The sequence below is a fragment of the Rhizobium sp. SU303 genome (assembly GCF_021052345.1).
GTDB lineage: Bacteria > Pseudomonadota > Alphaproteobacteria > Rhizobiales > Rhizobiaceae > Rhizobium > Rhizobium laguerreae.
In genome coordinates this window covers 1-20000 of record NZ_CP088096.1, presented here as the reverse complement: position 1 = coordinate 20000, position 20000 = coordinate 1, and the positions used below count along the sequence as shown (strand labels likewise).

Below are 20000 nucleotides of genomic sequence, written 5' to 3'. Positions count from 1 at the left end.
AGGGGCGTCAGGGAACCTACTTTGCCTACGATCTTGAGGAGGATCGATTAACTGACAATCTTTGGGAGGCACAGATGAATATCAGAAAATTCGGCGTGACGATGCGGGCTGCCGTGGCGGTATGGGCACTCTGCGCCACATCGGCGTTTGCCGACACCACCATCGAGTTCATTCAATGGTGGGAACCCGAAATGCCGTCGGGCGCTCTGCGCGGCATCATGAACGATTTCGAAGCCAAAAACCCAGGCATCAAGGTGACGCTGGTCAGCGGTCCCTATGCCACAACGCGTGACCAGATCGTCGTCGGCGCAGCCTCCGGAACGCTGAGCGACGTGGTGGGCCTCGATGGTGCGTGGGTAAACGGGCTCTCCAAGCAGGGCGCAATCGCCTCCATGGACGAACTGATGGAGAAGGCGAAATACGACAAGAGCCAGATCACCGATATCGTCAAGATCGATGGCAAGAGCGTGATGTTCCCGCTGGCATCCTTCGTCTACCCCGTCTTCGTCAACCTGGATATCGCCAAGGCCGCCGGCGTCGACAAGCTGCCGGCCACGCGCACGGAATTTGCCGAAGCCGCGAAGAAAATGACCGACGCCTCGAAGAACCAGTACGGCTGGGTCCTGCCGCTATCGCTGCAGTCTCCGAGCGGAATCCAGAACGACGTCATGTCCTGGGTCTGGGCCTCCGGCGCCTCGATGCTGAAGGACGGCAAGCCTGACCTCGAAAATGAAGCCGTCGTCGGCACGCTCGACTACATCGCTTCCCTCAACAAGGAAGGCGTTATTTCTCCCGGCATTTTTGCCAAGAAGGAACAGGACAAGGTCGAGGAATTCGTCAATGGCCGCGTCGGAATGATGGTGGATTCCCTCGCCCATGTGAACCTCATCCGCGAGCGTAATCCGAAGCTCAATTTCGGCATCTCCGCCTTGCCGGCCACTGACGGCTACACCGGCAAGCGCGGCATGCCCTATGCCTCCTGGGGCATCGGCATCAGCGAGGGCAGCCAGCACAAGGAAGAAGCCTGGAAGCTCGTCGAATACCTGATGAGCCCTGACGTCAACGGCCGTCTCGTCTCGATTGCCAATGCCTTCCCCGGCAACGTCCATGCCAAGCCGGACTTCGTGGCCTCGGACCCGATTTTCGCGGAAGCCTTCAAAATCTTCCAGAGCGGTTATCCCGCGAACGAATTCGTCGGCCTTCCGGTTGCCGAAGAGCTGATGCGCGACATGAACGTCGAAGTTCAGAAGATGTTCGACGGCGGGCAGTCAGCCAAGGAGGCAGCTGCCAATACCGAGAAGGCTTGGCTGGCGAAGTTCTAAACACGTCGCTTTCACGGATCACCGGCAGCGCAACCAGGCGCTGCCGGTGCAAGTCGTCAAATTTCGGCAGAATAGAAAGTCACAGCTCATGAATCATTCGGCTACGGCTCTGGTCGCCGCGCAAGCCAAAGCGCGAAGAAAAGGATGGCTTCGTTACAGCACCTTGAGGAAGCTGGTGCCGTATTTCTACGTTTCGCCGGCGACCCTGCTGCTTGTCCTGCTGATGCTGTTTCCCATGGTGATGGTCTTCAAATATTCACTGATGGACGGCGCCATCATGAAAAAGGACGCTGCCTTCGCGGGCGTCCAGAATTATATCACGATCTTCGAGAATCCGGTCTTCTGGCAGTCGGTCGTGCAGACGCTTTATTTCACGATCATGAGCGTCATCTTTCACTTCATCATCGGACTGGCCTTCGCGCTGCTGTTGAACACCAACCGCGTCGATCCGCTCATTCGCAGCATCCTGCGCGTGCTCTTCATCCTGCCCTGGCTGTTCACGGCGGTCATCATCGCCATCATCTGGCGCCTGCTGCTCGACCCGAACGGCGTCGTCAACAGCGTGCTGATGGCGCTCCATATCATCAACTTCAAGGTCGAGTGGTTCTCCTCGACGCGCACCGCCATCCACGCTTTGACCTTTGCAAATATCTGGGCAGGTTATCCGCTCTACATGGTCAGCCTGCTCGCCGGCCTCCAGGGCATTTCGAAGGAGCTCTACGAGGCAGCCGGTATCGATGGCGCCAACGAAATCCAAAAATTCTGGTACATCACCATTCCGCAGCTGATGCCGATCATCATCAGCATCGCGCTCCTCGATTTCATCTGGACGATGCAGGTTTTTCCACTCGTATGGATGACGACGGGCGGCGGCCCGATCTATTCGACGGAAGTGCTCTCCACCTTCACCTACAAGCTCGCCTTCTCCCAGTACGAATTCTCGCTGGCTTCGGCGAGCGCGATGATCATCCTCATCATCTCGATGAGCGTCACCTACTTCTACATCAAACACCAGCAGCGCAGGTGATCGCCATGGCAAAGCGTTCCTTCAAGAGCTCGGTATTGCCGACCATCCTGACCTATCTCGGCCTGGCGATCGGCCTTGTCTTTTCGGCCTTTCCGATCGTGTGGATGTTTTTCAGTTCGCTGAAGTCGAATACGGAAATCTTCGCCCTTCCGCCGCGGCTGTTGCCGGATGATTTTACCGTGGCCGCCTATCTGACGATCTTCAACGATCCAGTGAAAGTGCGGTTCTTCATCAACAGCTACTTCGTCGCCGGCGTCGTCACCGGCCTGACCCTGGTCGTCGCGATCGTAACCGCCTACGGCTTCAGCCGCTATCAGTTCCGGTTCAAGAACACCTTGAACATCTTCATCATCAGCACCCAGACCGTTCCGCCGATCACCCTTCTCATCCCCTATTTCGGAATGGTGGTCGCCTTCAGGATCTTCGATACTTATCTGGCGCTGATCCTCACCTACATGGTCTTCACGCTGCCTTATGCCATCCTGCTGATGACAGGCTATCTCAACACCCTGCCGAAAGAGCTGGACGAGGCCGTCTTGGTGGACGGCGGTTCAAGCTGGACGGCGCTTTGGCGCGTAATCGTTCCCGTTTCCATCCCCGGGATCGTCGCCACCGCGGTCTACACCTTCCTGCTGGCCTGGAACGAATTCCTCTTTGCGCTGACGCTGACAAAGTCGATGGACCTCAGAACCGTGCCGATCGGCATCCAGCTTCTGATGGGCCAGCACGCCTTCGAATGGAACGAGATGATGGCGATGAGCGTGCTCGGTTCCCTTCCCCTTCTGGTCCTTTACCTGGTTGCTCAACGCTACTTCCTGGCAGGCATGACCGCCGGCTCAGTCAAAAGCTGACGAGACGTCTCAGAACCTGCGCCAGCCGCGTCCAAGATGGTTTGGGCAATATCGGCAAAGCCAAGCCCGGCGGGCTGCGAAGAGACCCATTTCGGCGCGTATTGCAATTGTGAAAGCACCGGGATGATGTTGTTGACCCCGAAGGAGTTGCGGATAAAGCCGAACATTGGCGCATCGTTTCGAGAGTCGCCGACAAAGGCGGTAACGGCGGGAGTTTCAGCCGAGTCGATACCGAATATCTCGGTTAGAACGCGTTCGCTCATCGACCGCTTGTTGTAATCCCCGATCCACGTGTTGATGTGAATGGAGCTGATCGCAACCGTTCCGCCAATGGCGCTTATACTGGACGCGAGGTCCTCGACCTCACGCCGGTCGTGACCCTGGATATCGATCGCGACGTCCGCCAGCCGGAAGACCTGATCGTGGGCAATTCTGAAGGTCTTGCTCCCCTGAGAGAGCAGCTCTTTGATTGCCTGGAGATGCTGGCCCTGGCGTTCAGCCTGCAGGGTGGCGTCCTCCCAATAGTCGAAGACGACTGCGCCGTCCTGACGGGTGACACAATATGCGCCACTTTCGCCGATGACCGCGGCTACCGGCCAGGCACGAACGATATGTTCGCACCATCCGGCGGAGCCGCCCGTGACCGGCACGATGGCAATGCCCGCCCGGCTGAGATCCCAGAGAGCTTCGTAGGTTTGCGGCAGTAACTTGCCTTCGGTGGTCAGCGTATCGTCGATGTCGGTGAACAGATAGCGCACATCCTGCAACTCACGAACTGATGGCGCTAGGTCTACATAGCTCATGTCATATCCTCGCTGCATGTGACCACGTCCAAGCCGCTCTCGGCGAGAGCATTGGCGGCGGCCGCTTCGCCAGGCAGCCGATCGGTGTAGAAACGGGTGAGTTTGCTGAATGGCGCCACACGCACGGAAGCGTTGCGCGTCCACTTGCTGACGTCCGCGGCCAGGATCTGCGTTTGTGAATTCTCCAGCAGGGCATTGGTGATCTGGGCTTCGCTGTAGCTGAAGTCCATCAGTCCGTTAAGCGGGCTCAACGCGCCTGCGCCGACGATTGCGTAAGTCGCATAGAATTTTTCGACGAACCTGATCACATCCGTTCCGACCACGTCGCGGTCATCGTGACGCAAAAGACCGCCCGTCAAATGGACCTCGACGCTCGGCGCGTCGCAAAGGCTCAAGGCGACGTGGATGTTGTTGGTGATCACCGTCAGGCCCTGATGATCACGCAGCGCCTCGGCAACGAAGCGAACCGTACTGCCGATCCCGAGAAACACTGTCGCGTCTGCACCTATATCGGAAGCGACACGCTTGGCGATAAGCCGCTTGGCGCGCCGATTGAGCTGGGCGCGAGCATTGAGCGAGATGTTGCTGCCTTCGACCGGCAGATCGACGCCGCCGTGAAAGCGGCGCGCGTGCCCGAGATCGCATAATGCATTGATATCGCGCCGGATCGTCTGCGTCGTCAGATCGTATCGACGTGCCAGTTCCTCGATGTACTGAACACCTTCCGTCTCGATCAGCGCGAGGATCTCACGTTGCCGGCTCGATATGATCCGCTGCCCCATCGCCGCTCCTTACCTGAGGTAGAGACTGGGGTCGTCTGTTATCACACCGGTCAAACCCACATCCCAAAACGATGCGAGCCGCCCGGGATCGTTGCAGGTCCAAGCCCGTATCTTGATGCCACGACGAACAGCCTCTTCGAGAAACCCGATACTCAGAACCTTGTAGTCGAGATGGATGGTCTTTGCGGGAATCAACCGAAGGACATCCAGCCAATCCGCAGGCAACTTGCTCCACAGCATGGCGAGTTCGTAGCTTTGATCGATCTCGTGCATTCCCTTCAGCGCAGCGGCATCAAAGCTCGAGATCATGATCTTGGTATGCTCTGCCCGCGCCTTCAGGTGTTGATCAACGACCTTGACCAGCTGGCCGAGTGACTTGTGATGGGCATGCTGCTTGATCTCGACATTGGCGTTGAGGCCGAGTTCGCCCAGCGCCGAAACAACGCGGGCCAGCGTCGGCAGTGGTTCGCCTTTGAATTTCGGGCTGAACCACGAGCCGGCGTCGATGGCGTCGAGATCCGACGCGGTGAGGTCGGCAAGATTTCCCTTCGACGACGAACAGCGATCGATGGACACGTCGTGGATGACGACCGGAGTACCGTCTGCAAGAAGTGCAACATCGAGTTCGACCCACTCCGCGCCTTGTTCGGCGGCCGCCCGGAAAGCGGCAATGGTATTCTCGGGCGCAATGGCAGAGGCGCCCCGATGCGCCTGCACCTCACTGCGTCTCGGGCCGGATCGCGGCTCTACGGTCGTCATCGTCTCATCTCTTTCGTCGTCGTCTGCGGTGGGATGGAGAAATAATAAATCGGAGTCAATCTGTGCGTTTTCCGGTATCGCTGTTGAAAGGATGCATCGCGCCGACACGTGCGAAGACGTCGATATTCGCATTCTCGGCAAAATCCGGACGACCCGGTACGGTCAGGACGACCGTCTGCTGACTCCCTCCCAATCGCACATGCAGATGGCTTTCTCCCCCGATTGGCTCGAGCAATTCGACCGTTGCATTGAGACGAACGGAAGGCTCTACCGGTTTGGTGACAAGCAAAGCGTCCGGGCGAAGGCCGACCATGTCGGTGCCGGCGGGCAATGCCAGGGCATTTGCGCTGTCGGCTGCCCTGAGGACGTCGATCGGCACGAGATTCATAGGCGGCGAGCCGATGAAGCTGGCAACAAACAGGCTCGCCGGGCGATCGTAGACCGCCACGGGCGTGCCGACCTGTTCGACAAGTCCTCCATTCATCACGACCAGCCGGTCTGCCAGCGTCATCGCTTCAAGCTGGTCATGTGTGACGTAGATGCTGGTGGTCTTCAGGCGCCGTTGCAGCCGGCGTATTTCAACACGCATCTGCACCCGCAATTTGGCATCGAGATTGGACAAAGGCTCATCGAAAAGGAAGGCGGCCGGCTCACGAACGATGGCGCGCCCCATCGCAACACGTTGGCGCTGCCCGCCGGAGAGTTCGCGAGGTTTACGATCCAACATCGGCCCGATCTCGAGGATCTCGGCCGCCTCCGCCACGCGGCGGTTAATTTCCGCCCGTTCGGTACCGCGATTTTTCAAACCATATTCGAGATTTCCGCGTACGGTCATATGCGGATAAAGCGCGTAATTTTGAAAGACCATGGCGATATCGCGGTCGGCCGGTTCTGCCTTGTTGACATTGCGGCCGGCAATTTCGACATGACCCTCGCTGATGGTTTCCAGCCCCGCAATCATACGAAGCAGGGTTGATTTGCCACAGCCGGAGGGGCCGACGAGGACGATGAGTTCGCCGTCTGCAACAGACAGGTTGATACCCTTGACCGCCGGAACGGCACCATAATTCTTCTTGACGTCGATGATGTTGATCGTTGCCATTTCACTTCTCCGTTTCGACCAGGCCTTTGACGAAAAGGCGTTGCATGGCGACGATGACGAGGACGGGTGGTAGGGCAGCCAGAATGACGGCTGCCATCACAAGGTTCCAGCGCGGCTCGGCATCGGCAACCGCTGCCATGCGCTGGATTCCCATTACGACGGTATAGAAGCTCTGGTCGGTCGTTATGATGAGCGGCCACAGATACTGGTTCCAGCCGAGCACAAACAGGATGATGAACAACGCGGCGATGTTGGTGATCGACAGCGGCAGCAGGATATCGCGGAAGAACTTCATCGGCCCCGCCCCATCGACACGGGCAGCCTCCATGAGTTCGTCAGGGACTGTCAGAAAGAACTGGCGAAACAGGAAGGTTGCGGTTGCCGACGCGATCAGCGGAATGATGAGGCCGCCGTAATTGTTCAGCATTCCAAGGTCGGCGACGACTTTATAGGTCGGCACGATGCGCACCTCCACCGGCAGCATCAGCGTGATGAAGATCATCCAGAATGCCAAGGTCCGGAACGGAAACCGGAAATAGACGATGGCGAAGGCCGAAAGGATCGAAATAGCGATCTTCCCGACGGCGACGCCAACCGCCATGATCAGCGAGTTGATCATCATCGGCCCGATCGGCGGCGCCCCGGAGCTTGTCATTCCCGATGACAGCATCGTCGAATAGTTCTCGATGATATGGCTTCCCGGTGTCAGCGGCACGACGCCTGACAGGAAGTCGTTTGGGCCGTGGCTCGATGCGATGAACGCCACGTAGACCGGAAATACGACGATGGTGACGCCGATGATGAGGACAAGGTGCGCCAGGAAATTCAGGAAAGGGCGATTTTCAACCATCCTCGGGATTCCTCAATATTGCACGCGGCGTTCGATGAAGCGGAATTGGACCGCGGTCAGAGCGATGACCATCACCATGAGAATGACCGACTGCGCCGCCGACGAGCCCAAATTCAGTCCGATGAAGCCGTCGAAATAGACCTTGTAGACAAGGATCTCGGTTGCCCGCGCCGGTCCGCCCTGGGTGGTCGCATGAATGATGCCGAACGTATCGAACATCGCGTAAACGATGTTGATGACGATCAGATAGAAGGTCGTCGGTGAGATCAGCGGGAACACGATCGTCCAGAAACGCTTCACTGGACCGGCTCCGTCGATGGCCCCGGCTTCCTGAAGCGAGCGCGGGACGGATTGCAGCGCAGCCAAGAAGAACAAGAAGTTATAGGATATCTGCTTCCACGTCGCCGCGATCACGATCAGGACCATGGCGTGATCGGGATTGATTAGGTGGTTCCAGTTGATTCCCATCGCCCGCAACATATAGGCGACGATACCGATCGACGGATTGAACATGAACCACCAAAGAATGCCGGCGATCGCGGGAGCGACGGCATAGGGCCAGATGAGCAGGGTCGAATAAATTCGAGAGGTGCGCAACACGCGCATAGCCGCTGCAGCCAGGAGCAACGCGATCGCCGTCGACAGGACCGTCACGAGAATGGCGAAGACGAGCGTGTGGCCGAAGGCATTGATGTAGATCGGATCGGCAAAGAGCCGGCGATAGTTTTCGAACCAGACGAAATTCGTTTTGAAGCCGAAGGCATCCTGGCGCAGGAAAGATTGCCAGAACGCAGTCGCCGCGGGCCAGAGGAAAAATACTACGGTCACGAAAATTTGGGGTGCGATGAGCAGGTAAGGCAAAAGCTTGTTGGGAAATACGGTCCGTTTGGTTTGCATGGGGCCTCACACTGACGGATGGGAAACGGGGGCCGGTCTCTCACCAGCCCCCGTCGCAGAGCCCATTAGTTGGCCGACTGGAAATCGCGAAGCTGTTCGTTGCCTCGTGCGACCACGGAATCAACCGCTTCCTTCGCCGTCTTCTTCCCGCCCAGCAAGGCTGCAAACTCATCGTCGATGATACCACGCACCTGGACGTAGTTGCCGAACCGGATACCCTTCGAATTGTCGGTGGGTGTTACCCGCGTCAGCTGCTTGATGCCGATATCTGCTCCGGGATTCTTCTCGTAATAGCCCTGGTCCTGGCCAAGCTTATACGCAGCCTCGGTTATCGGCAGATAGCCGGAGAACTGATGCCAATCGGCTTGAACTTCCGGCTTCTGCAGGTAGGTGTAGAATTTCGCGGCGCCCTTGTACTCCTCTTCCGGGCGGCCTTTCAGCGTCCAGAGCGTGGCGCCGCCGATAATCGAATTGAGCGGCTGCGGAATGACGTCGTCATAGTAGGGAAGCGGCGCAAACCCGACCTTGAAAGCCTTTGCGTTGTTGATGACGCCGGCCCGGCCGGCCGAGGAATTCATGTACATCGCGCAGTCCTGCGAATAGAACATCGGAGGAGCGTTATCGCCGCCGCCAGGCCCGCCGAATTTGAAGAGCCCCTCGTCCTGCCACTTCTTCAGATTGTCCCAATGGCGGACCGTCAGATCGTTGTTGAAGGTGAATTCCGCATCCAAGCCGCCAAAACCGTTGGCCTTGGTGGAGTAGGGTTTGTCATGCAAGGCATTGAGGTTTTCGGTCTGAATCCAGGAGATCCAGGCGCTGGTAAAGCCGCATTTGGCTGCACCGGACTTCATGATCGTCCGTGAGAAGGCTTCGACGTCCGCCCATGTTTTCGGCGGTGTTTCCGGATCGAGCCCCGCCTTTTTGAAGACATCCTTGTTGTAATACATGATCGGCGTCGAGGAATTGAACGGCAAGGACAAGACGTTGCCGCTGGTGTCCGAGTAGTAGCCGACGACCGGCGCAATGAATTTGCTCTGGTCCCAGGCCTCCCCCTCGTCCTTCATCAACTGGTAGACGGGATAGACCGCGCCTTGTGCTGCCATCATCGTGCCGGTGCCGACTTCATAGACCTGTACGATTGCGGGCTGCTGGTTGGCGCGGAACGCAGCAATGGCGCCGGTCAACGTCTCATCATAGGTACCTTTGTAGACCGGCACGATCTCATAATCGGACTGCGACGCGTTGAACCCCTTGGCGATCTGTTCAAGCTTCGCGCCATTCTCGCCACCCATTGCGTGCCACCACTGGATCTTCGTGGCGGCCATGGCCGGAACGGATAACGAAAGGCTGGTCAGTCCTGCGGACAGGAAAAAAGCGATCTTGTTCATCCTCACTCCCACTTGTTTGTCGGTTCATAGCCTCCCGCTACGAACATGAGCCGATCGTAACAGGCGAGTTTCACTTTGCAAATATGAAATGTTCATATGAACATATGATGACACCAAGCCCCGACGGTCATAAAGGGCGGCTGGCTGGAAGTATGAGTTGAGTGGCCGATCGATTTGCGCGCGCTGACCCAGCTTTGGGATGGCTCGCTTGGGTCGTTAACGGCTTTTCACGGGCAGCGGCGTGCTTGTAGCAGTTTTGCGACACTCGATGGAGCGCAGATGCTGAACTGGTTTCCGAAAACTGATGCCGCGGGCAGATCGCTTCTTCGGTTTGCTCACCCAACACGCAAAGACCGTCGTCGGTGTGGCCGAAACCCTCCAGTTTGTGTCCGCCTCTCTCTATTCCCTCGGCCATGGGGCAATGACACTCAAAAGACGATGTTTGATATCGCAAGGATACTTGGCGGATGATTCCATGTAAAAGTGCAATTGCACTCGGTACGCTTTTCGATCCCATGGCGGATTGTATGGGGAAGATTACGCGTCTCAACCCAATGCAGGGCTTTTGTGCCGAAACAGGCGGAGCTCTGACATTGGTTGGCCCAACCTGGCTAGGCATCCCGGTTTCGACCACACATGCGATCACCGCTGGGGCTTGGCGGGCAACATTGTTGTTGCCCGGGTTGCCACACTTGCCGTCGCTGCGATCGCTTCAGCCTTAGGCTATTGGCTTTCGGACCTCTTCCATTAACGATCCCTCATCCTGGTCATCGGCACGTCCCAATCCCGCAGGCCATCGCGGACCTCGGCTCTGCTGGGCGCGCCGGTGCGACCGCCGAATACCTGGCATTTGAGCGCCGCCGCTATGGATGCCCAGCGCATCGTCTCTTCGATCGGCAAGCCTTCGGCGGCAGCCAGCGCGAAAGCGCCATGAAAGATATCGCCGGCTGCGAGCGTATCGACCGCCCTCACCTTCGGAGCGGCAAGATGGGCGATTTCGCCGGTTCGGTCATCGAACCAGAAAGAGCCATTTTCGCCCGCCGTGACGCTGATGAAAGCTTGCTCGAACTTTCGTTTCAGAAGGCCGACGACCTTCACCAGCTCGGCTGCACCCGCAAGGCGCTCGGCGGCCGGCTGCGAGAATACGATGTGGCTGGCCGCCGGTGCAAGCATCTCGATTACGCCATCGCCTGCGACATCGCCATCGAGAATGGCCGGCTTGCCCGCCTCTCGGGCGGCCAACAGCGTCCGCAACGCAAGCTTCGGCCACCGGACGTCGACCAGCACCGCATCGAAAGAAGAAACGTCCTCTCTTGTGACCGGCTTGACCGTCTCGTGCAGGCCCGCATCGTAGAAAGGCACAATCAGGCGCTCGCCCTGATCATCGACGAGAATGGTCGAGATGGCCGAGCGGGCGCCTTCGACACGCAGCATGCCGCTCGTGTCTATGCCGCTCTCGCTGAGGTCGGCAATGATCCGTTCGCCGATGGCATCATTGCCGACTGCGCCCCAGAGGCTGGCATCGCCGCCCAGCCGGGCGACCGCAAAGGCGGCGCTCGACGCCATGCCCTCGGCGATCTGCAGCATGTCGTAGGGCAGAATTTTGCCCTGGCCGGTCGGCAACGTGCGCACCCGAAACAGGGTATCCATCACCGCCGCGCCGACACAAAGAACGCGGCGCGCCGGACCGGGAGGCGCTTCGAAGGCAGAAGAAGTCGTCAAAGCCTTTGTCTCACCCGCTTACTTGACGGCTCCGGCCGTCAGACCCGCCACGATCTGCCGTTGCGCAAACACCGTCAATATCAGCACGGGCAAGGTGACGATCAATGCGGCTGCGGCGAGCGGACCCCAACTGACCTGTTCGAAAGAGAGCATGTTATAGACCGCGACGGGAAGCGTGCGCGTCTCGCGGCTGGCAAGCACGATGCCGAAGACGAAGTTGTTCCACGAGAAGATGACCGACAGGATGAAGGCGACGACGATGCCCGGCCTGGCGATCGGCAAGGCGACCAGCCGGAAAACCTGCCAGGGTGTTGCGCCGTCGATGCTTGCAGCCTCCTCCAGCTCCATCGGCGTCGTCTCGAAATAACCGATCATGATCCACACGACGATCGGCACGGTGACGACGAGATGGATGATGATTTGCGGCAGGAGCGTGCCGAGCAGGTTCAGCCACTGAAACAGCAGGAAAAGCGGGATCAGGAAGGAAAGGCCGGGCGTCATGCGCGCGATCATGATGACCATGGCAGACTTCTCGGCCTTCAGGCGCGCGATGCCATATCCGGCCGGCACGCCGATCAACAGCGCCAGAAGCGTGGCCGCGCCCGTCACTAGCACCGAATTCCAGAGATAGAGGAAGAAGTTGTTCTCCTGGAAGACTTTCAGATAGTTCGACCAGGCGAAGCGTTCCGGAATGAAGATCGGCGGGTAGGCACCGTTGTCGATCTCATATTTCAGCGACAGCGAGATCATCCAGAGGAAGAACAGGACGACCGGCGAGATCATCACCAGGGCGACAAACAGCAGTCCGATGCGATCGAGCGTCTTGCGCTTCATCAGCGTGCCTCCCCGTCGGACCAGTTCACGCGCTGCCGGAGCATCATAAGGATGAAGGAGAGCAGGACGATGAGGATGAAGAAGACGACCGCCATGGCCGAGCCATAGCCGATATCGTAGTAGGCGAAAGCGGTGTTGTAGAGATAGATGTTGATCGTCTCCGACGCTGTGCCCGGGCCGCCCTGGGTCATGGCATAGATGATGTCGAAACTTTTCACCGCATCGATGCTGCGGATGATCACGGCAATCATCAGGAACGGTGCGATCATCGGCAGCGTCAGATAGCGGAATTTCTGCCAGACATTGGCTCCGTCGATTTCAGCACTTTCATAGGGCTCACGCGGAACCGCCGCCAGACCGCCGAGCACGATCAACATGATAAGCGGCGTCCACTGCCAGGTCTCGACCAGTACCAGCGACGGGATGACGCTGCTCTGATTGTAGATCCACTCCTGCGGGCCGATGCCGATGAAGGAGAGGAGATAGTTGAGGACGCCGAGCTGCGGATGGTACATCATCGTCCAGACGAGTGCGATGGCCACGGGCGTGGCCATCATCGGCATCACGAATATGCCGCGAATAAGACCGCGCAACGGAAATTGAGCATCGAAGATCAGCGCGGCGAGCGTCCCTAGAAAAAGGGGGGCCACCACGGAAAGCGTCGTATAGAGCACCGTATGCCACAGCGAGTCCCAGAAGCGCATGTCCACGACCAGCCGGGCATAGTTGTCCAATCCCGCAAAGACCTGGGACTGGCCAAGCGTCCAGCTGTTGACGCTCATCCAAAGCGTAAACACCCATGGAAAAACGATGACGGCCGCAATGACGATCAGCGCCGGGATGACGAAAGGCCAGTAGTTGGGAGCAAACCGGTCCGGTTTGCTCCTCCCTTTCGACGTCTTGGCCACTGCGGCCGTTTCGATGCTTGTCGAGGCCATTATCCCTCGCTTTTCGCCAGGACGGGTTCGAACTGTGCCGTCGCTGCCTTCAGCTCGGTTTCGGGATCGGCGCCGCCGATCATGTTGGTGAGACCGACACCATAGACGTCGCGGAACTCGGTGACCGGAATGATGACCGGCAGCGCGAGCTGCGAGATCTTGCCGGAACCGACCACGGCATCAAGCCAGGCGCCCGGCATCTTGACGCCTTCGCGGACCTTCGCATCCTCGAGGACGGACTGCCGGAAGGGAACGCCGGCGCCGGCCTGCAGCAGACGTGCGCCCATTTCATGCGAAATTGCCCATTGGCAGAAGAGGTACCCGGCTTCTTTCTTCTGGCTTGCCGCGACGACGCCAAGGCCGTCGCCGAAGGTGCCCGCGGCCTGTGCCTTCGGACCTTTCGGCATGATGCCGTAACCGACTTGGCCGACGACGCGCGACTTTTCCGGATTCTCGATCGGCGGCGCAAAACCGACGCCGTCCAGCCACATGCCGATCTTGCCCTGCAGGAAGGCCGACTGCGCCTCGGCCCAGTTGAAGCCAGAAACGCCGGGAGGGGCGGTCTTGGTCATCAGTCTTTGATAGAGCTTGGCTGCATCGATCGCTTCTTGCGATGTCGTGCGCAGCTTGCCATCCGGACCGAGCGGGCTCGAACCATACCCAAGCAGCAGCGACGTCCAGACCGGCGTATTGGCGTTCTTCAGGCCGCGGGCGACGAAGCCGTAGGTGTTGGTGGAAGGATCGGTGAGCGCCTCCGCAGCACTGGCGAGTTCTTCGAACGTCGTCGGGTAGGCGAGCCCCTTCTTCTCGAACAGCGTCTTGTTCCAGTAGATGATCCAGTAATCGACCGAGAATGGAAGCGAACGCAGAACGCCGTCCGGATCTCTGGCAAAAGTCAGGCCGGCTTCGGCGAAGTCGCTTTCAACCAGAGACGGGTCGGTCAGAGACGGGTCCTTGAGAAAACCGCCGATATCGGCAAGCCAGCCCCCCTTTTCGAACTGCCGCTTCTGGACGTGGTAGCTCATGTGCACGACATCGAAGCTGGGCTTGCCGGAGCTCAGCTCGATGGTCGTTTTCTGACGCTGCTGTTGTTCGGGCGTCGCTTCGGCATTGACCTTGATGCCGGTGAGCTCCTCGAATTCGGACAAGTACTTCAGAAGTATTTCGCTGCGCGGGCTCTTGACCAGGTTGACTTCCAGCGTCGTGCCGGCAAAGCGCTTCCAATCGACGGCAGCCGATGCCAACCGGACACCGAGCATGCTGCTGGCGCCAAAAGCGGCCGTACCCGCCAGAAAGCCGCGTCTCGTCGGGTTCAAAAAAGATGACATGTGATTCCTCCTCCTTTTGCCGGCGATCTCCTCACCCCCGGCTGTTTATTTCCGATTATATCCTGAGCGCACGATCTCTTGCATGATTGATATGTGCGACAAGGCTGTTGACGGCGTCCTCCGCCGATCGTCGTTCGATCGCCTCGAGCACCTTCAGGTGCTCAACCATGACAGGTCCGACGTGACCATCGATTCGAAAACGGTCCTGACTGATCAGGCGCATCTTGATCGAGTTCACCCGGTAGGCGTTCGAGATGATGGTATTTCCCAAAGCATCAATAAAAGCATCGTGCATGCCCCAATCGACAGCCTGCGCGTGCACTTCCAGTTCGTGCGATCCATCGCCGTTTCGAATGGCGTCGGCAATATCCCGATGCTGCTTCAGGAGCCCAGCGACCGTCTCGTCAGACGCAGAGCGGGTGAAAAGCGCGACCGCTTCCTTCTCCAGGAAGACGCGCAGCTGGAACGCCTCGCGAATGAGGTTCAGATCGATATGAGCGATCTGCAACCCCCGTTGGGGCACCGTCTTGATCAGACCTTCGGCTTCGAGCCTCGGGATGAGTTCGCGGATGGCGCCAAGCGTCAGCCCCGTCAACTCGACGAGGCGACGCTGCGAAACGAACTGGCCGGGGCGCACGTCACGCGCAAGAAGGTGGCGTGTGAAGCTCTCATACGCCTTTTCCCGCAGTGTCGGCTGCTCGTCCGTTCCGTCCATCGCCTCCCCCAGAAACATCTCCGACCTATGCCGCTTTCGAGCGGAAAAGAGTGTCGAACGCAAGAGCGAGTTGCGCCTGCCCTTCGCCGGATATTGAGACGAGTGGTGGTCGAACCGCAAGCCAGATTTCATCCGACGTCAGGTGAGCGACCATCGCTTTCACGGCGGCGGTCACCGGAAATTTCAGCAGTTCGTCCACGAAATTCTCGACGCGAGGATCGTCCATTCCTTCCTCCGCCATCAGCTTGACTTCGCGAGGTACGAAATTCGCCATGCCGGAGATCGCACCCTCGCCGCCAAGCCGCACGCCCTTCGCCAGGTGACGTTCGTCCCCCACCAGGATGACGAGATCGCCATGCGCCTTCAGTAGCGTTTCGGTAAAAGGCCAATCGCCGGAGGAATCCTTGACGCCCGTTACCACGTTGGGAAAGGCGGTCCGCAGGCGGCCGATCAGCGAAACAGTCAGCGGAACCATGGTGACCGAGGGAATGTTGTAGACGATAATGTCTCGCGCCTTGTCGCCCAGGATGGCGAAGACAGCCGAGAACCACTGGAAGACGCCATCGTCACTGACGTTCTTGAAGTAGGAAGGAGGAGCAAGAAGGATATTGCGGGCTCCCTTGGAAAGCGCATGGCCGGCCTGCATCGCCGCATCCTCGGCCGCGTCGACCAGCACACCGACGATGATCTGCTTTGCGGCTATCCCACTATCGAGCAAGGAAGCGAGAACATGCTCACGTTCCCGCGTGCCGATGGAAGAACCTTCCCCCGTCGTCCCGAACAGGGTTACACTCGAGCACCCTGCAGCGAGGCTTCGGCGTGCCTGCTCGATCATCGCCCCAATCGCGATATCGCCATTGCTGTCGAATGGTGTGGCAAGAGCGACCGAGAGCCCGAATTTTTGTGTCAAATATGCTTCCTCCCAAAGAATGGATCAGGTGTAGCAAACTAACATGTTAGATGTAAAGAGGTGATTGCGCGCTGCCTCGCTGCACGAATATCGAGGCAGTCGCTTTCTCACGATCAACTGGCATGCCTCGCCGTTGGCCCGTTCGCCCGCACGAGCGCCATCAGCATCGGGCCGATCGCAAATTCGCCCCTCTCGGTCCTTCGAGTCAGATCTCTGAGATAACCGCCGGGCGAATTGATGTGCCCTCCCCTTTCCAGGATGCAGGCGATCACGGTTGCGGCGTTTTCCGGCCCCATGCCCGAGCAGGCTTCCTCATAGGCCGAGGGACTGACGCCGAGCATCGACCGCACGACGACGGCGGCCGACATCAGGTCTCGCCAATTGCCGATGCTTCCGCCAGGCCCGTAATCGAGAATACTGGGGCAGGCCTGGAGGACGAGGCCGAGCGGGAAGGATTTCAGGCTTGGTCCGGCGCCCGGATCGGCCGCGCCCCCCGCCCTGTTGCTCATCCCGCCGGAAGGCTTTTGCTGTTTCAATCTTCGTTCGTCCGACGGGCCGACGTTCGGGTCGTTATCGGCCGCTGCCTTTTCGCCCTGCTTCGTTTCGAAGCTTGGTTCAAGTTCATAAAGGGAGTTGGGATTTGAATTCTGTTTGTGATGCTCAATTTGAGACTCATTGGCGTCTATTTTTTTTGCTTTTATCCGTCTTTCCAGCATGTTGACGATCTCTGCACGCAGCAGCCCCATCTCGTCGAGCAGCGGGGCGAGGTCTTCGGCGGTCGCCACGCGTGGAATTCGAGCAAGAAGCGCTCGAAACATCGCCGAAATGCCTTCCCAATTACCGGAAACCCCTTCTTCGAGCGCCGCCGCGATCAGTTTGGAAATGTCGCGCCGGCACACCGTCAGGCGTTCCCTTGTCACCCGTAAGAGCTCCCGGTCGGCAACCGCCTGGGCGGCCAGGCTTTCGATTTCGACAGCACGGGCCAGAAGCGGTGCGACGCTGAAGCCGAAGGCCTCGCCGATGGCACCTGCCCTGTCGCGGCGCGCATAGCGCTTTCCATTCGGGCTGTCCTTGCGCAGGATCAGGCCTGCCTCGACCAGAACGGCAAGATGCCGCCTGAGGGTGGCTGGGGTCATGCCGCGAGCGCGCAACGAAAGCTGCGCATTCGACGGGAAGACGATCAGTCCCTTTTCCTCGGAGATTTCGTCGTCAGGGTAGAAGGTCAAAAGCGCGTCGAGCACCGTCAGCGCCCGATCGGTGACGCCAAGCGCCGGCCGTGCTTCGCAGATCGCCCTGAACAGCTTCCATTTGCTGCGTTTCATCCCCGGCTCGATGGTCTCGGCCAGTTGCTGGCTTGCCAGCATGCCAAGCGACATCGGCCGCCGCCCGAAGGGCGTCGTCACATATCCACTCTCCATTTGCCTTCACCTTCGTTCAGGCAAAAGAAAACCATCCACCAATTTGGTGCCTAAGACGCTTGACTGTGATTCGTGGAAATGCGATTCTCGATGTGCTTAAGATCTGAGAAGGGCTTCCACGACGGCGTCGTTGGGGGCCTTTTTCTTTTGCGCGCTACGCTCCTCTGTCCTTGTTGAACTCCTGGAATAGGCCCTTCAGCCTTTCCTGGACGAATTGATCGAAACCGGGCGCGGTCTTGCCGTCGAAGACGAAGGTCGCACCGGATGCTGTCTTCTTGATCATGACAGGCACGCCACTAACCTGGGTTTTGGCCACCGCCGGCTTCGGCGCGGCCGTCTTCTTCGTTGCCAGAACGAGTGCCCGGTGAAACCGCTCGTCGCTTGAAATTTTGCGCGCGTCGTCCGCGGACAACTCCGCGATGATCTTCTCGACGTCGGCTTTCTCAAGCCGCTCGCCCAGTTCCAACCATCGGCGGCGGCCGATATCAGGTGCTGCACCGATGACGTTGACGAGCCCCAGCGGGACCTGTCGTATGACGATCAGCATTCTCGACAGCGCCGCCTTGTCCACGCCGAGAGCCGCCATGATGACATCGCGGCCAAAGCTGCGCTCCTCGAGCCGCGATGCGAAGAGCGCGCGCTCGATGTAGGAAAGATTGGTTCGAGCGCTGTTTTCCTGTCCCTGGCTGACGACCAGCTGACCGTCGGTAAGATCGCGAACGACCGCGCGCACCCTGATGCCGATTTCTCTGGCGGCAGCCAGACGACGATGGCCGTAGGCGACTTGGTAGCGTCCCCTCGTTTCCGGATGTGGGCGGACAAGGATCGGAACCTGCTGCCCGTGCTCGCGGATCTGCTCGACAAGCTGCGCGAGTTCGGCCGCATCGATCGCCAATCGATCACTGACGAAGGAGGCGTCGATCAGGCCGGGATCGAGTTCGACGATAGTCTGGCCGGTGGCAAGCTGCCGTTCCAGCTCACTCGCCCGCTCCATTTTCTCGGTAATGTTGCCAAGCGTCTTGGTAATGCCGCCGACCGGCGCGGCACTGCGCTCCTGCGGCACGAATCCGGCGATGGGGCGATTGTCGCGCGGCGCGACCGCATCCGCCCTTGCCGGGTTCGGAGCGGAAATTTCGATGAGGTTTTTGCGCGCCATCTATCTATTTCCTCCCCCAGGTCGAGCGAATATGCGCCTCGATCTCGCCGTTCACGAGGTTGAGCGACTCCAATGCCCGATCGTAGGTTCCGCGTGTGAACTGCGCCCGCTCGACCTCGTAGAGTGTCTGCTTGGTGACGCCGGCGTCGGCGACCGCCGTCGACTTCACCATGGCGTTGTGGAGCATTCGATTGCCGAAGATAGCCCGCATGAAGCCAGTCATCTGGCTTTGCGGTCCGTCGTTCGGCTCGAACCGCGTCACGAGATAGCGCATCCAGTCATAACTGGTGCGCCCGCCGGCCTTTTCCACGACGGACATCAGCTCACTCGTCATCGTCAGAAACTGCGACATCGACATCACATCCAGCATCTGCGGGTGGACCGTGATCAAGACCGAGGTGGCCGCGCAGAGCGCCGACATCGTCAGGAACCCCAGCTGCGGCGGGCAGTCGATAACCACGACATCGTAAAGGCTTTCGATCTCCGTCAGGACCTCGCCGATGCGGGCAAAGAACATCGTCTCCGCCGTACCAGACGCCATCGCTTTCGGGGTCTCATGCTCGAATTCCATCAGCTCGAGATTGCCCGGAATGAGATGCAGATTGGGCGTGTAGGTGGCGCGCACGATGTCGGCGATGGGGCGCGGCTCCTCATATCGGATCGCACCGTAGATCGTTTCGCCCTCTCCGACGTCGAACTCCGGCTGATGACCGAACAAGGCGGACAAGGAGGCCTGCGGATCGAGGTCGACGGCGAGCACGCGGTAGCCCCTGAGCGCCATGAACTGCGCCAGATGGGCCGCAGTGGTGGTCTTGCCCGAGCCACCCTTGAAATTCATGACGGAGATGATCTGGAGTTTTTCGCCCGGCCGGCGGGCCGGCACATATTTCGGCGTTCCGTTTCGCTCGTCGAGGACCCGGCGAATCCGGTCCATATCGGTTGCACTGTAAAGCCGCCGTCCGTTTGCGAGTGGATCGGGCCCATGGCCGTCGGCGGCCACCTGGCGGAGATAACCTTCGCCGATGCCGATGAAGGCCGCAGCTTCCGCCGGCGAAAATGTTCTGATGGTCTTTTGCGAGAGCGGGGGAAAGATTTTTGCCTGATGCTGCTGAAGTTGATAGGATAACTCCTTCGCATCTGTTGCCAGAAGCGATGGGAGGTGCTCTTGATCGTCTTGAAGAGCAAGACTCGGCTGCAT

At 59.0% G+C, this 20000-nt stretch carries 19 protein-coding genes and 1 pseudogene; 4 read left to right on the top strand and 16 right to left on the bottom strand.

What is annotated here, in order from left to right:
- The first annotated feature begins 74 nt into the window (after window positions 1-74).
- The 3 genes from RlegSU303_RS24650 to RlegSU303_RS24640 all read left to right on the top strand — a co-directional run bounded on the left by RlegSU303_RS24650 (window position 75) and on the right by RlegSU303_RS24640 (window position 3200).
- A complete protein-coding gene (locus tag RlegSU303_RS24650; RefSeq protein WP_094088167.1) occupies window positions 75-1322 on the top strand; it encodes an ABC transporter substrate-binding protein in 1248 nt (415 codons plus the stop codon).
- An 88-nt stretch (window positions 1323-1410) separates the two neighbouring features.
- A complete protein-coding gene (locus RlegSU303_RS24645) occupies window positions 1411-2349 on the top strand; it encodes a carbohydrate ABC transporter permease (RefSeq protein WP_094088168.1) in 939 nt (312 codons plus the stop codon).
- 5 nt (window positions 2350-2354) lie between these two features.
- A complete protein-coding gene (locus tag RlegSU303_RS24640; RefSeq protein WP_094088362.1) occupies window positions 2355-3200 on the top strand; it encodes a carbohydrate ABC transporter permease in 846 nt (281 codons plus the stop codon).
- Here the strand turns inward: RlegSU303_RS24640 and RlegSU303_RS24635 are convergent.
- From RlegSU303_RS24635 to ugpB, 7 genes are all read right to left on the bottom strand, one after another.
- A complete protein-coding gene (locus RlegSU303_RS24635; protein ID WP_094088169.1) occupies window positions 3158-4003 on the bottom strand; it encodes an HAD-IIB family hydrolase in 846 nt (281 codons plus the stop codon). The genes RlegSU303_RS24640 and RlegSU303_RS24635 overlap by 43 nt on opposite strands.
- Complete coding sequence (locus RlegSU303_RS24630) at window positions 4000-4785, bottom strand: DeoR/GlpR family DNA-binding transcription regulator (protein ID WP_094088170.1); 786 nt, start codon at window positions 4783-4785, stop codon at window positions 4000-4002. Before RlegSU303_RS24630 ends, RlegSU303_RS24635 begins: the two co-directional genes overlap by 4 nt.
- A gap of 9 nt (window positions 4786-4794) precedes the next feature.
- Window positions 4795-5544 carry a glycerophosphoryl diester phosphodiesterase gene (locus RlegSU303_RS24625; RefSeq protein WP_094088171.1) on the bottom strand — a complete coding sequence of 250 codons (750 nt, stop codon included), beginning with the start codon at window positions 5542-5544 and terminating at the stop codon, window positions 4795-4797.
- Between the two features lie 55 nt (window positions 5545-5599).
- Entirely contained in the window at window positions 5600-6646 is a 1047-nt protein-coding gene (locus tag RlegSU303_RS24620; RefSeq protein ID WP_094088172.1) for a sn-glycerol-3-phosphate import ATP-binding protein UgpC, read from the bottom strand.
- Between the two features lies 1 nt (window position 6647).
- Window positions 6648-7496: a sn-glycerol-3-phosphate ABC transporter permease UgpE gene (ugpE, locus tag RlegSU303_RS24615; protein ID WP_003562583.1), complete on the bottom strand. Its 849-nt coding sequence runs from the start codon at window positions 7494-7496 to the stop codon at window positions 6648-6650.
- Between the two features lie 12 nt (window positions 7497-7508).
- Window positions 7509-8393: a sn-glycerol-3-phosphate ABC transporter permease UgpA gene (gene ugpA, locus RlegSU303_RS24610; protein WP_094088173.1), complete on the bottom strand. Its 885-nt coding sequence runs from the start codon at window positions 8391-8393 to the stop codon at window positions 7509-7511.
- Between the two features lie 65 nt (window positions 8394-8458).
- Complete coding sequence (gene ugpB / locus RlegSU303_RS24605; protein WP_094088174.1) at window positions 8459-9781, bottom strand: sn-glycerol-3-phosphate ABC transporter substrate-binding protein UgpB; 1323 nt, start codon at window positions 9779-9781, stop codon at window positions 8459-8461.
- 376 nt (window positions 9782-10157) lie between these two features.
- On the opposite strand from ugpB, the pseudogene RlegSU303_RS24600 reads away from it, so the two are divergent.
- Window positions 10158-10532, top strand: a pseudogene (locus RlegSU303_RS24600) (inorganic phosphate transporter); the annotation flags it as partial.
- Here the strand turns inward: RlegSU303_RS24600 and RlegSU303_RS24595 are convergent.
- The 9 genes from RlegSU303_RS24595 to repA all read right to left on the bottom strand — a co-directional run bounded on the left by RlegSU303_RS24595 (window position 10529) and on the right by repA (window position 20000).
- Window positions 10529-11503 (bottom strand): sugar kinase, encoded by a 975-nt coding sequence (locus RlegSU303_RS24595; protein ID WP_094088175.1) that lies wholly within the window; start codon window positions 11501-11503, stop codon window positions 10529-10531. The pseudogene RlegSU303_RS24600 and the gene RlegSU303_RS24595 sit on opposite strands and share 4 nt — an antisense overlap.
- Before the next feature lie 18 nt (window positions 11504-11521).
- Window positions 11522-12337 carry a carbohydrate ABC transporter permease gene (locus RlegSU303_RS24590; protein ID WP_017956614.1) on the bottom strand — a complete coding sequence of 272 codons (816 nt, stop codon included), beginning with the start codon at window positions 12335-12337 and terminating at the stop codon, window positions 11522-11524.
- Window positions 12337-13275, bottom strand: coding sequence for a carbohydrate ABC transporter permease (locus RlegSU303_RS24585; RefSeq protein ID WP_131718958.1), 939 nt, complete (start codon window positions 13273-13275; stop codon window positions 12337-12339). The genes RlegSU303_RS24590 and RlegSU303_RS24585 overlap by 1 nt, the downstream gene beginning before the upstream one ends.
- Window positions 13275-14603 carry an ABC transporter substrate-binding protein gene (locus RlegSU303_RS24580; RefSeq protein ID WP_027664815.1) on the bottom strand — a complete coding sequence of 443 codons (1329 nt, stop codon included), beginning with the start codon at window positions 14601-14603 and terminating at the stop codon, window positions 13275-13277. Before RlegSU303_RS24580 ends, RlegSU303_RS24585 begins: the two co-directional genes overlap by 1 nt.
- A 55-nt stretch (window positions 14604-14658) precedes the next feature.
- Complete coding sequence (locus tag RlegSU303_RS24575; RefSeq protein ID WP_011648806.1) at window positions 14659-15336, bottom strand: GntR family transcriptional regulator; 678 nt, start codon at window positions 15334-15336, stop codon at window positions 14659-14661.
- A gap of 7 nt (window positions 15337-15343) precedes the next feature.
- On the bottom strand, window positions 15344-16228 hold the full coding sequence (locus RlegSU303_RS24570; protein ID WP_094088177.1) for a dihydrodipicolinate synthase family protein: 885 nt from the start codon (window positions 16226-16228) through the stop codon (window positions 15344-15346).
- A gap of 113 nt (window positions 16229-16341) precedes the next feature.
- Complete coding sequence (repC, locus tag RlegSU303_RS24565) at window positions 16342-17646, bottom strand: plasmid replication protein RepC (RefSeq protein WP_094088178.1); 1305 nt, start codon at window positions 17644-17646, stop codon at window positions 16342-16344.
- Window positions 17647-17800: 154 nt separating this feature from the next.
- Window positions 17801-18802 (bottom strand): plasmid partitioning protein RepB, encoded by a 1002-nt coding sequence (repB, locus tag RlegSU303_RS24560; RefSeq protein ID WP_094088179.1) that lies wholly within the window; start codon window positions 18800-18802, stop codon window positions 17801-17803.
- A 4-nt stretch (window positions 18803-18806) separates the two neighbouring features.
- Window positions 18807-20000 carry a plasmid partitioning protein RepA gene (gene repA, locus RlegSU303_RS24555; RefSeq protein WP_131718959.1) on the bottom strand — a complete coding sequence of 398 codons (1194 nt, stop codon included), beginning with the start codon at window positions 19998-20000 and terminating at the stop codon, window positions 18807-18809.

Bases quoted from the DNA above. Each gene is read 5' to 3' on its own strand.
- repA (WP_131718959.1), bottom strand. From the start codon at position 20,000: ATGCAGCCGAGTCTTGCTCTTCAAGACGATCAAGAGCACCTCCCATCG.
- ugpA (WP_094088173.1), bottom strand. From the start codon at position 8,393: ATGCAAACCAAACGGACCGTATTTCCCAACAAGCTTTTGCCTTACCTG.
- RlegSU303_RS24580 (WP_027664815.1), bottom strand. From the start codon at position 14,603: ATGTCATCTTTTTTGAACCCGACGAGACGCGGCTTTCTGGCGGGTACG.
- RlegSU303_RS24640 (WP_094088362.1), top strand. From the start codon at position 2,355: ATGGCAAAGCGTTCCTTCAAGAGCTCGGTATTGCCGACCATCCTGACC.
- RlegSU303_RS24645 (WP_094088168.1), top strand. From the start codon at position 1,411: ATGAATCATTCGGCTACGGCTCTGGTCGCCGCGCAAGCCAAAGCGCGA.
- repB (WP_094088179.1), bottom strand. From the start codon at position 18,802: ATGGCGCGCAAAAACCTCATCGAAATTTCCGCTCCGAACCCGGCAAGG.
- RlegSU303_RS24620 (WP_094088172.1), bottom strand. From the start codon at position 6,646: ATGGCAACGATCAACATCATCGACGTCAAGAAGAATTATGGTGCCGTT.
- RlegSU303_RS24585 (WP_131718958.1), bottom strand. From the start codon at position 13,275: ATGGCCTCGACAAGCATCGAAACGGCCGCAGTGGCCAAGACGTCGAAA.
- RlegSU303_RS24650 (WP_094088167.1), top strand. From the start codon at position 75: ATGAATATCAGAAAATTCGGCGTGACGATGCGGGCTGCCGTGGCGGTA.
- RlegSU303_RS24625 (WP_094088171.1), bottom strand. From the start codon at position 5,544: ATGACGACCGTAGAGCCGCGATCCGGCCCGAGACGCAGTGAGGTGCAG.
- RlegSU303_RS24575 (WP_011648806.1), bottom strand. From the start codon at position 15,336: ATGTTTCTGGGGGAGGCGATGGACGGAACGGACGAGCAGCCGACACTG.
- RlegSU303_RS24630 (WP_094088170.1), bottom strand. From the start codon at position 4,785: ATGGGGCAGCGGATCATATCGAGCCGGCAACGTGAGATCCTCGCGCTG.
- RlegSU303_RS24590 (WP_017956614.1), bottom strand. From the start codon at position 12,337: ATGAAGCGCAAGACGCTCGATCGCATCGGACTGCTGTTTGTCGCCCTG.
- repC (WP_094088178.1), bottom strand. From the start codon at position 17,646: ATGGAGAGTGGATATGTGACGACGCCCTTCGGGCGGCGGCCGATGTCG.
- ugpB (WP_094088174.1), bottom strand. From the start codon at position 9,781: ATGAACAAGATCGCTTTTTTCCTGTCCGCAGGACTGACCAGCCTTTCG.
- ugpE (WP_003562583.1), bottom strand. From the start codon at position 7,496: ATGGTTGAAAATCGCCCTTTCCTGAATTTCCTGGCGCACCTTGTCCTC.
- RlegSU303_RS24635 (WP_094088169.1), bottom strand. From the start codon at position 4,003: ATGAGCTATGTAGACCTAGCGCCATCAGTTCGTGAGTTGCAGGATGTG.